14 protein-coding genes are annotated in these 16,766 nt (G+C 51.4%); 2 read left to right on the plus strand and 12 right to left on the minus strand.

Annotated features, from left to right (window positions below; genetic code table 11):
• Positions 1-58: 58 nt before the first annotated feature.
• From lptA to B0F88_RS00530, 6 genes are all read right to left on the minus strand, one after another.
• Positions 59-625, minus strand: a complete 567-nt coding sequence (lptA, locus tag B0F88_RS00505; protein WP_104421987.1) for a lipopolysaccharide transport periplasmic protein LptA — start codon at positions 623-625, stop codon at positions 59-61.
• Positions 597-1,157: an LPS export ABC transporter periplasmic protein LptC gene (lptC, locus tag B0F88_RS00510; protein WP_258076513.1), complete on the minus strand. Its 561-nt coding sequence runs from the start codon at positions 1,155-1,157 to the stop codon at positions 597-599. The genes lptA and lptC overlap by 29 nt, the downstream gene beginning before the upstream one ends.
• A 36-nt stretch (positions 1,158-1,193) precedes the next feature.
• Positions 1,194-1,739 carry a 3-deoxy-manno-octulosonate-8-phosphatase KdsC gene (gene kdsC, locus B0F88_RS00515; RefSeq protein WP_104422274.1) on the minus strand — a complete coding sequence of 182 codons (546 nt, stop codon included), beginning with the start codon at positions 1,737-1,739 and terminating at the stop codon, positions 1,194-1,196.
• Positions 1,739-2,716: a KpsF/GutQ family sugar-phosphate isomerase gene (locus B0F88_RS00520; protein ID WP_104421989.1), complete on the minus strand. Its 978-nt coding sequence runs from the start codon at positions 2,714-2,716 to the stop codon at positions 1,739-1,741. The genes kdsC and B0F88_RS00520 overlap by 1 nt, the downstream gene beginning before the upstream one ends.
• Before the next feature lie 145 nt (positions 2,717-2,861).
• Positions 2,862-3,830, minus strand: coding sequence for a prolyl aminopeptidase (pip, locus tag B0F88_RS00525; RefSeq protein WP_104422275.1), 969 nt, complete (start codon positions 3,828-3,830; stop codon positions 2,862-2,864).
• 162 nt (positions 3,831-3,992) lie between these two features.
• Positions 3,993-4,901 carry a porin family protein gene (locus B0F88_RS00530; RefSeq protein ID WP_258076514.1) on the minus strand — a complete coding sequence of 303 codons (909 nt, stop codon included), beginning with the start codon at positions 4,899-4,901 and terminating at the stop codon, positions 3,993-3,995.
• Between the two features lie 511 nt (positions 4,902-5,412).
• Between B0F88_RS00530 and thiO the strand changes: the two genes are divergently transcribed.
• Complete coding sequence (gene thiO, locus B0F88_RS00535; RefSeq protein WP_104421990.1) at positions 5,413-6,513, plus strand: glycine oxidase ThiO; 1,101 nt, start codon at positions 5,413-5,415, stop codon at positions 6,511-6,513.
• 37 nt (positions 6,514-6,550) lie between these two features.
• Positions 6,551-7,564: a quinone-dependent dihydroorotate dehydrogenase gene (locus tag B0F88_RS00540; RefSeq protein ID WP_104421991.1), complete on the plus strand. Its 1,014-nt coding sequence runs from the start codon at positions 6,551-6,553 to the stop codon at positions 7,562-7,564.
• Between the two features lie 7 nt (positions 7,565-7,571).
• Here the strand turns inward: B0F88_RS00540 and B0F88_RS00545 are convergent, their stop codons facing one another.
• The 6 genes from B0F88_RS00545 to B0F88_RS00570 form a co-directional block, all read right to left on the minus strand.
• Entirely contained in the window at positions 7,572-8,168 is a 597-nt protein-coding gene (locus B0F88_RS00545; RefSeq protein ID WP_104421992.1) for a Uma2 family endonuclease, read from the minus strand.
• A 60-nt stretch (positions 8,169-8,228) separates the two neighbouring features.
• On the minus strand, positions 8,229-9,560 hold the full coding sequence (gene pmbA / locus B0F88_RS00550; protein ID WP_104421993.1) for a metalloprotease PmbA: 1,332 nt from the start codon (positions 9,558-9,560) through the stop codon (positions 8,229-8,231).
• Between the two features lie 78 nt (positions 9,561-9,638).
• Positions 9,639-11,090, minus strand: a complete 1,452-nt coding sequence (gene tldD, locus B0F88_RS00555) for a metalloprotease TldD (protein ID WP_104421994.1) — start codon at positions 11,088-11,090, stop codon at positions 9,639-9,641.
• 122 nt (positions 11,091-11,212) lie between these two features.
• Positions 11,213-11,800: an outer membrane protein assembly factor BamC gene (bamC, locus tag B0F88_RS00560; protein ID WP_146083291.1), complete on the minus strand. Its 588-nt coding sequence runs from the start codon at positions 11,798-11,800 to the stop codon at positions 11,213-11,215.
• An 8-nt stretch (positions 11,801-11,808) separates the two neighbouring features.
• The gene (locus B0F88_RS00565) at positions 11,809-12,612 is read right to left on the minus strand and encodes a carbon-nitrogen hydrolase family protein (protein ID WP_104421996.1); all 804 of its coding nucleotides are present in this window, start codon (positions 12,610-12,612) and stop codon (positions 11,809-11,811) included.
• Positions 12,613-12,734: 122 nt separating this feature from the next.
• Positions 12,735-16,703, minus strand: a complete 3,969-nt coding sequence (locus B0F88_RS00570; protein WP_104421997.1) for a YhdP family protein — start codon at positions 16,701-16,703, stop codon at positions 12,735-12,737.
• Positions 16,704-16,766: the final 63 nt, after the last annotated feature.

Genomic DNA, 16,766 nt, shown 5'->3' on the forward strand with positions numbered 1-16,766 from the left:
TAAAAAGTAAAATTGAAAAGAACTTTTTGGTATCCGGCTTCTTGAACTCTGCGCCTTGTCATTTGCTACCCTTGGCCGGTTGTTCCGCTGCGGGCGGCTGTTCTTTTTCTTTCGGCTGCAATATGACATGAACGCGTTTATTCGTAGACTCTTTTTCTCCGGCTTTAACCAGCGAGGTTTTGAGATCGTATTCGATAAAGTCGCTGCTATAAACGCCGTTCTCCCGCCAGACCGTAGCTTTATCGATCAAAATCAACAAATTCTTTTTAGGATAATGCTCGCCTGTCAGCGCCTCACCGACTATATCTTTAGCCCCCTCGTGCGGCGTTTGTTTAAATTTTGCAAGATTACCGGTAAACACCAGCTTATCAGCCTCACCGTCTATAAAATAAACCACCAACTTATCCGAGTTTACCCGGATACTGCCCTGAATTGAGATTACATTACCCGTATAAGTGCTGATAGCCTTGACATCATCATACGTCGCCGTATCCGAATCGATAATGATCGGCTGGTCGCTGTCGCTTTCCAAGGCGCAAGCACCGGCGCTATAAAGCGCTAATAACAATAAACAGCAGCGGCTCCCGCGCATTACGCTATCTCGGGTTTTCTTTTTTTGTTTCATAATTACCCTTTACATTAGAGAGCAATTCCAGATGAATCGGTTCCGCAAAAGTCAGCTTCATGCCGACCCCTGTCGTCCAGTTCGGCAGGCTGATCAACTCTGCCCACTCATCGGTTTCTGCATAACTGATTTCCGGTTTTACTTTTAAATTAAAGCTATAAATCTTAAGCTCTCTGACGCCTTCAGCGGCGGCCCTGTCCACAACAACCTTGCCGTTTAACAATAAATCCTTGCCATCGGCTGACAAAATACCGGTCTCCGATTGAATGACCCACGGCGGCGTCTTGTCATTATAAAAAAACATCAATGGATTTGTCAGGTGTGTGGTGCCGTCATCGCTGTAATGGGTCATTTCATCGGCGATCAGTTTGCTTTTCGGCCTGCCCTGCTCACTCATTTCCCATTTCGTATAGCCCTTGCTGAAATAATCAGGGCTGTGCGCCGGAACAGCTATGTGACTCGGCTCATCCGAGCCCGTCAACTTAACCAGCCACCAGCTTCCTATCGCGATAGCGAACAGGAACAGATGCATGTAGTTTCCATTTAACCGGGTCATTTCACTTCGCGCTCAGCGAACCAGGTAAGCATTCAAAACCTCATCAAAACGGCCTTGCGCCTGCATAATAAAATCACAGACTTCCCTGACCGCGCCTTGCCCTCCGGGCAATGTCGTACACCAATCGGCGCGTTGCTTAACGGCAAAGTTGGCGTCATTAACGGCAATCGCCAGACCGACTCTAATCATTATCGGCAAATCCAACAAGTCATCGCCGACGTGCGCCGCCTGTTCGTGCGTTATGCCTGTTTTCTGAAGAATCTCGTTAAATGCGGCGATTTTATTTTCATGACCCTGATACACATGCTCAATGCCCAGGTTTTTCATGCGCAACGCAACCGAGCTTGATTTGCGCCCGGAAATCACCGCAACCTCAACGCCAGTCTGCCGCAACAGCTTGATACCGTGACCGTCCCGCGCGTGAAATGACTTGTATTCGTTGCCCTCGGCATCAAAAAACAACTTGCCGTCGGTTAACACCCCGTCCACATCCAGAATCAGCAACTTGAGTTTCTTGGCTTTTTCCAAAATAGCCAACCTGTTTTGTATGTCCGTCATCATACTATCCCTGCACGAACCAGGTCATGCATATTCAAAGCCCCTATCGCTCTGCGCTGCTCATCAACGACGATTAACGCGTTAATCTTTTTCCGCTCCATAATTTGCATGGCTTCCGCCGCCAGAATATCCGCCGAAATAACAGCGCAATTCGGGGTCATCACTTCGGTAATAGCCGTCTTATGCACATCCAGATTCCTGCCCAGCATCCGCCGCAGATCGCCATCGGTGAAAATGCCGGTGACGCGGTTGCCCGCATCGACAATAGCCGTCATGCCTAGCTTCTTCTCGGTCATCTCCAGCAATGCATGACTGATAAGTGCGGACTCAGGAACGATGGGCACATCATTATCGGCATGCATAATATCGCCAACCATCAATAACAGACGCCTACCCAAACTGCCGCCGGGATGGGACAAGGCAAAATCGTCGCGGGTAAACCCCCGCGCTTCGAGCAAGGAAACCGCCAACGCATCGCCCATCACCAACGCCGCCGTCGTGCTGGAAGTCGGAGCAAGACCCAACGAGCACGCTTCCTGCTCAACAGTGACGTTGATATGGGTGGTCGCAAACTTGGCCAGTGTTGAAGCCGGATTGCCGGTCATCGCTATTAACGGTACGCCCAGCCGTTTAATAATCGGCAGTATCGTTAAAACCTCTTCTGTTTCCCCTGAATTTGACAAGGCCAGCACGACATCCTGCCGGGTAATCATGCCCAAATCGCCATGACTGGCTTCGCCCGAATGCACAAAAAAAGCAGGCGTTCCGGTGCTGGCCAATGTCGCGGCAATTTTACCGGCAATATGCCCTGATTTCCCCATACCGGTAACCACAACGCGACCTTTACAGTCAAACATTAACTTGCAGGCGAGCACAAAATCATCATTAATCTGATCGGCTAATGCGGCAACCGCCCGTGTTTCCACCTGAATAACAGCTAAGCCCAATTTGCGGAGCTCTTGATCATCTAATTTCATCTATCGGTACAAGTTGCGTTCCAGTCGCTTAAGGCATTATCAACATGGCGTTTCAAACGCGCCCGCCATAAGTAAAAACCTCGAAGCTTATTTTAGTATGCAATGATAAAGCATTTACGGCTTTATAGGGCGGTTGAATGTAAATTTAGGATGATTTATGAGTACTGCCGCCGCGTTTTGCGAACCTGTCGGTTGCAGAGACCAACGCTTCGACCATTTCCTTCCCTTGAGCAACATGACCTGCATTAGGCAATACAATATACTCAGCATTCGGCAATACTTTATGCAGACTGTACCCAGCCTCCATCGGACAGACAAAATCGTGGCGGCCATGAATGATCACCGTTGGAATCTCAGCCAAACCGTTGCAGTTGTCCAATATCTGGTTTTCCTCAATAAAATAACGGTGCCGGGCGTAATGCAGCTCCATGCGCACCTGTTTAACCATTTTCTCGGACGTATGTTCGCCATTCGGACTCGGCCGATAATCCCCGCCTAAGGATACCTGACCGCCCCAAGCCGTCCACTCTCTAGCTGCCCGCCTTTTTGCCACCTCGTCTTCTCCCCACACCACATCGCACAGCCCTTGCAGCAGATTATCCTGAGCATGCGCAGGAATGCTTTCAATCAGCCGCTGCCATTGCTCGGGATAAACCTTGCCCGCGCCATCTTTGGCAAACCAGTCCAAATCCCGCTGCCGCGCCAAGAACACTGCACGAATGATCAAGCCCATCACTTTATCTTTATGCTGCTGGGCATACAGTAAAGCCAACGCTCCTCCCCACGACCCCCCGAACACCAGCCATTGAGCGATAGCCAGCTGTTCACGGATACGCTCCATGTCATCGATTAAATCCTGAGTAGTGTTGTTTTCCAGCTCGCCAAAAGGCAGCGACTGACCGCAGCCGCGCTGGTCAAACAGAACAATCCGGTAAAGTTCGGGATTAAAAAAACGCCGATGATCGGGCTTGGTTCCCGAGCATGGCCCACCGTGCAGAAAAACAACCGGAATGCCGGCAGGATTGCCGGACTGCTCGACATAAACCGAATGCATACTGCCGGTTTCGAGGAAAAAACTGTGGTAGGGCAAAATTTCAGGGTAAAGAGTTTTCATGGGCAACAGCATCTAAAGCTAATTTGTTTCCCGGAGAAAACCGGAAAAACGCTATTTTACCTTGAGCCTTTACCTAACACCTCTTTTTAATTCTGCAAACATAAAAAAAGGGAGGGGTTTAAAACCCTCCCTTTTTTTCAGGTTTGTTTCTAAACTAAACGCTTAGAAGCCAAGACCGAGGTAACCGCCAGCAGTGTAACCGTCAGTGTTTACGCCGTCAGCATTGTTAGCTGTCCAATGGTAACGTGCATCAGCACCGACATAGATGTCTTTCCAGATTTTGTAGTCCGCACCAAGAGCAAACATTGCGCCTGGGTTGAACACAGTCACACCGTTAGATGGAGGACTGATAACGTGCATTGCCAAACCAACAGGAATTACCCATGGTCTCAATGCGCTGCCTTTCATAAACTTAACTTTTGGCGCTGCGCTTAAAGTAAACTGGCTTACAGTAACTTTGCCGCAATCAGGTCCGGTGATATTGGCGTTAGCCCCAGGGACAGTAAGAGCGGATGTGGCGCAAAGAGTGTTGGTACCAAGAACCGTTGCTTGTGAGGATCTCTTGTCATAATTTTTGTATTCGAACATCAATTCCGCCAAAACTTCGGTGTTGTCCATCAAGCCAAACAAATCATCGTTCAAACTGAAATCGAAACCGGCACCCAGATCATAACCGCTCTTATCTGTTGTACCTGAGTTAAGAATTGTTTGACCGCCGGTCAAAAGATCGTTTCTGCCTTTGTTCATATGCGCAAAGCCGCCACGGAAGAACACCATGTTGTCTTTGCTTCTTTTGGCTTCTTTTGGAGCCGATTTAACTGAGTTCATCCACTGATCCAGCTCCTGAACCTTGCCTGCATCAGCGCTAGGACGGTTTGCTGCCGCTTTTAAACGGCTTAATTCAGCCTGCATAGCCTGCATTTGAGCTTCCAATGCATCCACTTTATTGTTTGCCGCTTCCGCAACGCGATCCGCTTTTGAAAGCGCCATAGCTTGTGGAGAAACCAATGCGCCGGCCATTGTTAATGTTGCTGTCGCAATGCCCAGCGCTAGTTTAGTTTTATTGATCATTTATCCCCCTCATGAGGTTGTTATTTTATAGAAATTTGCTTTAATACAACAAAGCCTATCTTCCGAGAGTAATAGTAGCAGTTAAACTAATTCCCTACAAGTTTTAACGCCATTTTTTTTATATTAATTAATCCTTATTTATCAATAAGTAAACCATGATTTTAATGCTGAACGATTAATTGTATGCAAAAAACAACAAATTATTTCTCCTAGACGCATTCAAACACCAGTTAAAGTTTTCGCATCGTACTCAGTGAAATAAAATGAACCCGCTGCCGAGCAATGTGTCAAAATTCCGCAGACAAAGTACGATAAAAAAACGACAAATTTAAAACGGCGAAAGACGCAACAGTTTCCGGCCGACAAGCTATTAAAGCCAGCCACCAAAGATAAAATTTTTCAATCCGGTAAAATCTTATTTAAGCCTAATTATATCGGCGGCATCGACATGCTGCTCTTGCCCGCTGAATAGTAACAATATTTTTTTGCCCAGATCCCTTAGCAAATACATATGACCATAACCCCGGATATTACCATCATTGGCGGCGGCATTATCGGCCTGCTAACTGCCCGCGAGTTTATTAAGACCGGCGCTACCGTCGCCATTATTGAGAAGAATGAGCCGGGACAGGAATCATCCTGGGCGGGCGGCGGTATTTTGCTGCCGCTTTACCCATGGCGACAACCGGATGCGATTACCCGGCTGGTGCTGCAAAGCCTGAAGCTGTATCCGACGTTAGCCTCGCAACTGACTAGCGACACCCTGATCGACCCGGAATGGAATCCCTGCGGCTTATTGATTGTTAAAAACCCCGACCTTACCGCGGCTACCAACTGGTGCGACGCTAACGGCATTGTCTATCGGCCCGCCGGTGCAGATTTTTTTAACATGCTTGATACAATCCCAGACCAGCCGCTTTGGCTGCCGGAAATTGCCCAGGCCCGCAATCCCCGTCTGGTTAAATCATTAAAGCAGGACCTGATTAACAAAGGCGCTACATTCATGGAACATTGCGAGTTAACAGCGGTTACCCTGGATAAAAACCGCATAACGGCGATCGATACCACGTCCGGCCAGTTCGCAGTCAATCAGTTGATTATTGCTGCGGGCGCCTGGAGCGGCCAGTTGTTTGAACGATTTTTCCCGTCCTTTATCGAAAATGCGCCGAAAATCAGCCCCGTGAAAGGCCAAATGCTGTTATTCGACGCCCAGCCCGAAACGCTGACTTATATGGTGCTGGATGACGACCAATACTTGATTCCGCGGCGAGACGGTAAAATACTGGCAGGCAGTACGGTAGAACAGGATGATTTCAACAAAATAACAACAACCGAAGCCCGTGACCGACTGAGTGCATTTGCATTAAATTTACTGCCGTCGCTTAAGAACTTTCCTCTGGTTAAACATTGGGCGGGATTAAGGCCCGGCACCGAACAGGGCATACCGTATATCGACAAGCATCCCGAGATCGGCAATTTATACATTAATGCCGGTCATTTTAGAAACGGTCTGGCGATGGGACCCGCATCGGCGCAATTGATGGTCGACCTTGTGCTGGAGCGTCCGACAGCGATAGCGCCGGAACCTTATAAATTATCCCGCCCACATTGAACGCCATACCCATTCAGCCTAACAACACGGTCACAAGATGAACCTTTACCCCTTACTGCGCCCCTTGTTATTTTCCCTAGCCCCTGAAACCGCCCACGAAGTGACGCTTAAACTGCTGAACGCGGCCCATGTTTCGGGCTTATCAAAACTGATCTACCCGGCAGTTGACCACAAACCGGCCACGATCATGGGACTGGACTTTAATAACCCGGTCGGCCTTGCCGCCGGCCTCGATAAAAACGGTGACTATATTAATGCGCTGGCCGCATTGGGTTTCGGTTTTATAGAAATCGGCACGGTGACGCCGCGCCCGCAGCCGGGCAACCCGAAACCGCGCTTGTTCAGGCTACCTGAGCATCAGGCGATCATCAACCGCATGGGCTTTAACAATCTGGGCATAGACCATCTGCTGAGCCGGGTAAAACAAAGCCGTTACTCCGGCATTCTAGGCATTAATATCGGCAAGAACTTCGATACGCCAATTGAGAAGGCGGCGGACGATTATCTGATCGGCTTGCGCAAGGCCTACACCTCGGCCAGCTACATCACCATCAATATTTCTTCGCCGAACACCAAGAATCTGCGCCAGTTGCAGCAGGGCGTTGAAATCAAAAGCCTGATTTCCGCGCTAAAAGAAGAGCAGCTGAAACTGCAACAGGAACACGGAAAATACGTGCCTTTGGCCCTGAAAATAGCGCCCGATCTGAGCGCCGACGAAATAAGCCATATTGCCAAGCTGTTGCTGGAATTTGAAATTGACGGCGTGATTGCGACCAACACCACGATTGCCCGCGACATGATTGCCGATCATCCGCTTGCCAATGAAACCGGCGGTTTAAGCGGCGCGCCGGTTAAGGAAAAATCTACGTTGGTCGTGCGGGGATTGGCGGCGGAATTGAACGGCAAGATTCCGATTATTGCTGCGGGCGGAATTTTGACTGCGGAAGATGCGCAGGAAAAATTAAAAGCGGGGGCAAGTTTGGTACAGGTATACAGCGGCCTGATTTATCGCGGACCGCAGTTGATAGCCGACATTGTGCGGAGCCTTTAAGCGTAAATTACTGCTGCGCCTGCTGCTCTTGAATATAAGATCGAACCTCGTCATTGTCGACGCGGGCGTAGATTTCTTCGACTGTCAGCGTTAAACCAATCGCATCAAAGCGCACGCTGTCGCCCATAAAATAATGATTGGAAACCCAGCCTTCGCTTCTTCGACAGACTTCCACATCGACAAAATCCTGTTCGATCAAGACGTATTCTTTCAGGCTGGGAATACTCTGGTAGGCGATACGCTTGGTCGTTTCATCGACGCGCCGTGAAGCTTTCGACAAAACTTCGACAACAATCACCGGCGAATCGGTGTAATAATCGTGCCGGCTCTGTTCATCGCAGACGACCATCACATCCGGGTAGAAAAACCGGCTGCCGGCCTTTATTTTCAGGTCGGAGCTGAACGGCTCGCAGGGTTTGTTTTTTAAATGATTGCCGAATTCCCGATAAATATTCCCCGCGATTCGTTCATGGTTCCGGCTTGCGCCCGCCATCGCATAAACGTAGCCGTCAATATATTCATGCTTGATTTCGCTGGTTAATTCGCCTGCCAGGTAATCTTCCTCACTGATCCAGGCGTTGGTAGACTGTAAATTTGCCGACATGATTTTACCTCCGCTAGCAAACTGCCCAAGACAACTATTCAAGACATCATAACAACCGGCTTATTCCCCGGCAATCGACATCCGCTCAACCAGTATGGAGCCGGTGCGTATATTGCCGCGATAATCGACGTCATTGCCCACCGCAACGATGTTTTTAAGCATGTCTTTCAGGTTTCCGGCAATGGTAATTTCCTCGACCGGATATTGAATCTCGCCGTTCTCGACCCAGAATCCGGCCGCACCGCGCGAATAATCGCCGGTCACCATATTGACCCCCTGCCCCATCAGCTCGGTGACCAGCAAACCGGTGTTCAGTTCTTTCAACATGCCCTGATAATCGAGCTTGCCCGGATCGATCGTTAAATTATGCACGCCCCCGGCATTGCCGGTGCTGCGCAAGCCCAGCTTGCGGGCGGAATAGGTGCTCAACACATAGCCGCGCAAAATACCGTCGCTGACTATATCGCGGGTTTGGGTGGCGACACCCTCGCCGTCATACGCTCCGCTGCCCAATGCGCCTTTCAAATAGGGCTGCTCGTGGATGCGGACAAATTCAGGGAAAACTTGGGTGTTTAGCGCATCCAGCAAAAATGATGACTTGCGGTATAGATTGCCGCCGCTGATCGCGCCGATAAACGACCCGAGCAAACCGGAAGCGGTTTCCGCGCAATACAACACCGGACATTGCCGCGTACTTAGGCTGCGCCCCTCTAAACGGCGGATCGTCCGCTCGGCGGCTTTTTTACCGACGTCGGCTGCGGATTCCAGGTTGGCCGCATTCCTTGCCACGGTGTACCAGTAATCTCGCTGCATGCTGTCGCCGCGCTGCCCTAACACCGAACAGCTCAAGGAATGACGGGTTGAGGCATAGCCCTGAAGAAAGCCCAAGCTGTTGCCCAACACCCGGACGCCCTGGTGGGTATCGACCGAAGCGCCTTCGGAATTGGTAATTTCTTTATGGTAAGACCGCGCCGCGCTTTCACATTCAATCGCCAGCGCAATCGCCCCATCGACGCCAATATCCCACGGATGGTTAAGATCAAGATCGGGAAATTCGGTCGCCAATAACTCCTTTTCCGGCAACCCGGCATACTCGTCTTCGCTGGTGTAACGGGCAATGCTGCATGCCGCGCCGACCGTTTCCCTGATCGAAGCAGGCGACAAATCCGTGGTGCTGGCGGAGCCTTTGCGCTTGCCGAAATAAACCGTCACGCCCAGCCCTTGGTCGCAGTGGTGCTCGATGGTTTCGACATCGCCCAGGCGCACCGATACGGACAAGCCGTTTTCCTGGCTCAAACCCGCTTCCGCGGCACTGGCGCCTTGTTTTACGGCTTCGTCCAGGATGGACTGAACGGTGTTTTTCAAACGGTTGATTTGTTGGTGATTTTGCACTGTTTTCTCTAATTCTGTGTAGAAAAATGGTGCGCGATGCGCACCCTACATGACTTTCGTGTTTGAAATGAATTCAGCCTAAACACTCGTCCCGCCAACCGTCAAGCCGTCAATCTTTAACGTAGGCTGGCCGACGCCGACCGGCACGCTTTGCCCTTCCTTGCCGCAACTGCCGACGCCGCTGTCCAGCGCCAGATCGGTGCCGACCATGGACACTTTGGTTAGCACATCCGGGCCGTTGCCGATCAAGGTCGCGCCTTTAACCGCACGGGTGATTTTGCCGTTCTCGATCAGATAAGCTTCGCTGGCGGAAAACACGAATTTGCCCGAGGTAATATCGACCTGTCCGCCGCCGAAATTTTTCGCGTACAGGCCTTTTTTCACCGTTTTTATGATTTCTTCGGGATCATGTTGTCCCGCCAGCATATAGGTGTTGGTCATGCGCGGCATCGGCAGGTGGGCGTAGGATTCGCGCCGGCCGTTACCGGTAGGATTGACGCCCATTAACCGGGCGTTGAGTTGATCCTGCATGTAGCCTTTGAGGATGCCGTTTTCGATCAATACGGTAAGTTCGGTCGGCGTGCCTTCATCGTCGATGCTCAACGAGCCGCGCCGTCCTTCCAAAGTGCCGTCATCGACCACGGTGCATAAATCGGAGGCCACCCGTTCGCCGACGCGGCCGCTGAATGCCGAAGTGCCTTTGCGGTTAAAATCGCCTTCCAGGCCGTGGCCGATGGCTTCATGCAACAAGATGCCGGGCCAACCCGGCCCCAATACGACAGTCATGTTGCCGGCCGGGGCTTCGACGGCTTCCAGGTTAACCAGCGCCTGTCTTACCGCTTCGCGGCCGTATTCCAGCGCGGTATCCCGGTCGATGAAATAGCCGTAATCGCTACGCCCGCCGCCGCCCATGCTGCCTTGCTCGCGTTGGCCGTTTTGTTCGACGATGACCGTGACATTCATCCGCACCAAAGGCCGCACGTCCGCAACCAAAGAACCGTCTTGCCGTGCGACCAGGATATGTTCATGGAGGCCGACCAGGCTGACGATGACTTCTTCAATCCGACTGTCCAGTTTGCGGGTTTCGCTGTCAACCCTACGCAACAAATCGATTTTCTGCTGATCCGCCAGCGATTTTAACGGGTTTTGCGTCGCGTAATAGTTCGGCCTTCCGGCCGCCTTTGTGGCGACCTTGCAATGCAGCGGTTCCGCGTCCTGTCCCTGCCGAACGATGGCTTTGACATTATTGGCCGCTTCCAGCAGCACCGGCAGTTCAATCCGGTCGCTGTAGGCAAAGCCGGTTTTTTCGCCGAATACCGCGCGCACTCCGGCACCCTGCTCGATATTGTGGCTGCCTTCCTTAATGATGCCGCCTTCCATGACCCAAGATTCAAAATGGCTGGATTGAAAGTAAATATCCGCCGCATCAACCGGCGAACTGAGCAACCGGCCCATAATCTTTTCAATATCGCCATCCTGTATGCCGGTCGGCATTAAGATGGCTTGTCTTGCAAGGTTTAGTATTTCCATCAACAAATCAATAATAGGGATTTAAGGTAAAAGGCAAAGGGCTAAAGGCAAAAGACGAAAGGTGCAAGACGATATTTTTCGCCATTTGCCCTTTGCCTTTCGCCTTTCGCCTTTCGCCTCCATCATTCTTCTTCGAGCTTATCGCGCAGCGTCTTAAACAGTGACTGCATCAAGTCTTCCGGGCCTTCTTCCGTGGTTTCCGGCGCACCATCCTTGGCCGCCGCGCTGCTTTGTTCGGTAGCATGGGCTACCGTTGCGGTCACCGTTGTTTCGGTGCCTTCCTGCTTTACGGTCAACAAATAGGTGGTTTTATCGCTACCGAAGAGGGAGCTCGCCTTGGCAAAGAAACCGGAAGTATCCGCTTCATCTTGCTCTCGTGTCACATAATAAAGCCCCTTGTCGCGCTCATGATCGGTGATTTTGACGCCGCTTTGCTTCAGAGCCCGCTTTAAGGTGGACCAAGCGTCATCAAAAGACTGTTTGATCGTCAGCTGCGTTGGCGTACTCTGGTAAACATCCGAACCTAAGCCCGTTTTGTCTTTTTTCTTCGGAATCGAGCTGGTATCGACAACACGCTGCTCCCTGGTCGGGCTGCTGGCCACCGTTGGCGGACGCTCAAGGGCTTCGGTGTCGCGGTAGCGACTTTCTTCCGTGGTCCCGCAAGAAACTAAAAAACCGGTCAACAATAAACTTTTAACTATGACGCGCATATTATTCACTAAAAAAAACGACGATGGCTCAACGCCGGAAATGCGCCCCGCACTTTTTCCAGGCGTTCCAGTTCTATTTCAGCGGAGACAAAGCCGCCGCCCGTTTTGTAGCAATCCTGCACCACACCCCACGGATCGATAATCATGCTGTGTCCGAAAGTTTTACGTCCGTTAATATGAAAGCCGCCCTGATTCGGCGCAATCACATAACACAGATTTTCCACCGCGCGGGCGCGCAACAGCACTTCCCAATGAGCGGCGCCTGTTTCCGCGGTAAAGGCTGACGGGATAACCAGTATTTCCATGCCCATCTTGCGGAAAAATTCGGGAAAGCGCAGATCGTAACAGACCGCGATACCCAGCCTGCCGAAAGGCGTGTCGATCACCACCGAGTCGGTACCCGGCTCAATAGAATCGGATTCGCGGTAAACTTCATCACTGTCGGGAACGCAGACATCGAACAAATGCACTTTATCGTAACGTGCGACCCGCTCGCCCTGATCGTTATAAACCAGGCAAGCCGCCCGCACTTTATTGCTGTCGTTGCCCACGATCGGAATGGTGCCTCCGACCACCCAGACCCCGTATTTTTTGGCGACCGACGCCAAAAAGCTCTGGATAGGTCCTGAACCGTCGACTTCTTTCGCTTTGATTTTGTCCAATTCATGGTCGCCCATCAGCGCAAAATTTTCCGGCAAAGCCACCAGCTTCGCTCCCGCTTTGGCCGCTTCCGCGATAAGCTTGCCGGCTTCCAGCAAATTGGCGCTGATATTGGGACTTGACGCCATTTGTATGGCCGCACATCTACTCATATTGCTCTCTCTTAAATTTATGACTGCTCAGCAGATACAATTTTTATATAGGGAACACGGATAACACTGGTTAAACGGATTTCTAAAAAGCTGAAGCCAAGTGTTTTATCTGGATAATTCTATCAGTGTTTATCAGTCAAATCCGCGTCACCCGTATTCTGTTTTTCTAACTGCTGCGTGGTTTCTTCTTTTCCTATCCATGGAAAGTCGGTAATGCCGTTCCAGGTTTTCTGTAACAATCCGTCGTTTTTATGCATCGGAATGATTTCCGCCTTGTCCCACGCGCCCTTTACCAGATACTGGGAACCAAAGAAAAATCCCTCCTGATCTTTGCCCGTCAGCGACCGCCCGACCAGGGCCGCCACTTTGCCCATAATTGTACCAGCAATAGGCACGGCCTCTGCACTTTTAGGTGTGACATCGACAATGTGATCAACGGTTTGGCTAACAAGATCGGTGTCCCCGTTAATCGCGATTTTTGCGGGAACGGCGTCGACAACCAAGTCATGGGTTGACGCAATCCCGCGAGCCAAATCGAAATGCCCCTTGATGCTGTTGAACGTCAAGCCTTCCTCATAAATGTCGCTAAAATCAAGCTGCGCCCGTTTTATCCACTGCGCCAGCGCCAACATGCCCAGCACCCGGCCGAAGCCGGGCTCGATGCTTAAAATGCGTCCGTTTTTAAGGTTAACATCCACTTCGCCTTTCAGCTCCGCCAGCGAGAATTGATACGGCGCGGCGTTCCAGTTGGCGGAAAAATCAACGGACGCTTCGGTTTCGGTCAGATCCTGGGTAATGCCGAGCTTTGCCAGCAGCCGCCCTGCGCGCGGTACATCCAAATGGCCTTGGGTGTGCGTTACCGATTGCCCGCCGCTTGCCGTCCAATCGCCCGAAAAAACCAGTTTTTGCTCTTCTCCCGCCAGCTGAACATTCGTGAACCCCATGCCGCCGGGTATACGCTCGGTTTCCAATGACAACCGCCCCAAGTCGACCGAGCGCCATAGCGTTTTATTGCTGGTGATCGTCAATAACGGCACCAGTTCCGGCGATAACGCCTTGAGGGGCGAAGATAAATCCGCCAGGATCGGCTTTGCTCCCGGAGCGCCCGAAGGAACAGCACGGGCGAAATCTTTCGCGCCTATTTGCTTTAATGCCGAAAGATCCAGCAACGCCATGTCCAGACTGATTCTGTCCGTGCTTTTGAAGTCGGCGGGAATCAGGACTTTTCCTTTTGCAAATGATCCTGCGAGGGCTCCGTCCCAATACTTGTCATTGTGCTTCAAGACCAGATCGAAAAGGCCTATATCGGTTTTCTTCCACAATGCATGATCGCTATGAATCTTCAGTTCGGTAACACCGTCCCCCGCGCCCTGGGCGGCAGCCAGCGCCAACCAATCCTGCAAAGCCAAACGGTCGCGGTTGATCTCAAGCTTTAATCCCGCATCCTGAACCTGGGCGACTTCGCCATTTCCCACCAGCACATGCCCCGAATAAAGGGTCTTTTGTTTGGTATCCAACTGCAACGCCGCTTTCAGCTTATTGTCGTAATTAAGTTGCAACGGCAATAACTGTTTATCGTTTAAGCTAAATATCAACGACAACGGTGTTTTCTGCTCCCGTGTTTTAGCCAATGACTCCGGCAAATCCAAGGATACGCCGGACAGCATCGACTCCACAAACACTTCCGCCGCAGCCCCACCGTATGGCAGCCCCAGCTTTAACCGGTAATCCGTCTCCCCGTCGGCGATGCTCCACCAGGGCATGTCAAATTGCGCCTGTAGGTCGTCAATCCCGACCTCCCCCTCCACGTTAACGGTGGTTTGAACATCCGAACTTTTAATGTTGAATTGTACCGGATGTCCCAAGGCCACAGCTTTAATGGTGTCGCTATAAACACCCTGCTCATTGAACTTGAGCTCGCCGTTCATTTTACTGACAGGCAAATCCAGGGATTTCACCGTCAGTCGGGCGTCTTTCAATTGCGCCGTTCCATCGACTTTGGTCGGCGCACCGTCGGTTAATGGAATTTTAAGATCCAGCGCTATTTGGGTATTTCCTTGAGGAATAATGGCTTCCAGCAGCGAATCCACCGGCGAACTCAACGGCGTTTGCTGCATATAAGCCAGCACCTGAGCTATACCTCCTTCTGCCTCGCCCTTGATCAGCAATTGCTTGCTCTTATTCAGCGACGGAATGGCGACTTCGGCTTGCTTAATGGACACATCGCCGGATTGCCCTTGCAGGACATTAACCGTGAGGCCGCCCTGCGAGAACATGACTTCCGCATTCATGCCGGTTATATCGGGCCATTCCGAATCGAACGACAAGTCGAACTGCTCGCCATTAAATACCCCCTCAAAAACGCCCGGCGCGTCGGTAAACGGAAAATCCTTAAGGTTGCCGTAAACCAGCAAGCCGCCGTTGGTCATCCTGCCGCTGACGAATGCGCGGTCCAGCCAGGCAACGACTTCTTCATCCATAATGCCGACCGGTAAATAATGCTTGACCTCGCTGGCGTCCTCACCGGTAAATGCAGTTTGCAGATCCATAAACACGGGCTTGCCGGCTTCGGGAATGTCGACGCGGAACCGGGTTTTGCTCTGGAAGCTCATCGAGTCCAATTCAATTGATGGACTGGACACAGACCAGACATGTTCCGCCTGCCGCCAATCTAATGTCCCTTGAAGCCGGTTGACCGGTAAAGCTTCACGGAACAGGTCCGGCCCTGTTAACCACGCATCTTTAGTCGCAAGGGTAATAGAGCCCTGCTTTTCGCTGCCCTTGATCCCGCCGGTCAAATTCTCTATGCCGGGAACGGACGACAGCGACGCGACACCGATATTGGCAAACCTGCCGTTCAGCGCCACCGATTTTGTATCCAGGTCGGCAAACAGGGAGAAATTTTCCAACGATCCTTTCAACCGGGCTTTTGCCAATGCTTCAGCCTGCTCGCCCGGCAAGGGCGCGAAAAACTGCGCCAGCTCGGACGCTTCCTGCAAGTCCAGCCGTTCGACAAACAACGCTATTTTATGCAAAGCGCTATCGTCCATAGGTTGTCCGGCAACGCTGAATACCGCGGAAGGCCATTTTTTAACGTCGTCTTTGGCGCTGTCCTGGGTTTCCAGAGCAAAATCGCTTACATCGAGCCGCCACGAATTGCTCGCCCCCGTGGGGAAATCATTCATTCCCCAGTGAAGCCGGGTTTCCAGCTGTTTGACCTTAAATTCCGGCTTTCCCTGCCGGACCAGTTTCATCTGTTGAATTTGCGCCGCTATATCCATCGACGCCAACTGCGATTGCCGCCAATCGGCCCAGATTTTAAAATCGCCGACGCCGGCATTGATATTGATTTGATCTCCGACCGAGGCCTGCCCTAACGCAGCCAACTCAGGCAAGTTGACGGACTTTCCGTCTATATAAATGCGCCCCTGAATGGTCGATGGTTCGAACACATTGCCTGCAAAATCCATCGATACCCTTAAAGTATCGCCGACTTTTTCCGGCAACTTCGTCAACATATTCAACCGGTGCCGCTCGCCGTCATTGCGGATTGCCAAGTCCACCTGATTGAACAACAGCGGTTTACTGTGACTTGTTTCGTCCTGCCAAGTAATTTCGCTTTGCAAGACCTCGTACTTTCCTCCCTGCAACAACCACTGCGGCTGCCCATCGCTGGCTTTTAAGCCGACAATAACAACACTTCCGTCCTGCTGCCGTTTAACGGCAAGCTTGGCGCCCACCAACGTAACCCAGGACGAAGACAATAAATCCCTACTGACCAGCATATCCAGCACGCTAATACCCAGGCGTATTTCGGTAAACTGGATAGCAGGTTTCCCGTTGTCAGCAGACGCGGCGGATAAAATGGTGATGTCTTTTAACACCAGTTGGGGATTAAAACCGCGCATTTTTGCGCCCAGGCGGCCTATTGTGACCGGGGTGCCGACAAGGTCGCTGACATGACTCGCCAAATCCGACTTGTAGTGTTCAATCCCAGATAATAAAAGGCGCATACCGGTCAAGCCGATAGCTGCCGCGATCACTGACCAGAAAATGAGGTGCCGGGTGGCGCGCTTAATATGATGAATCACAAAGGCAGGCGAAAGGTAAAGGGTTCATAACTAAAGATTCAAGGCTAAAAAGGCATTTAATGT

Origin of the sequence: Methylobacter tundripaludum, assembly GCF_002934365.1 — a bacterium.
Taxonomy (GTDB): domain Bacteria; phylum Pseudomonadota; class Gammaproteobacteria; order Methylococcales; family Methylomonadaceae; genus Methylobacter_A; species Methylobacter_A tundripaludum_A.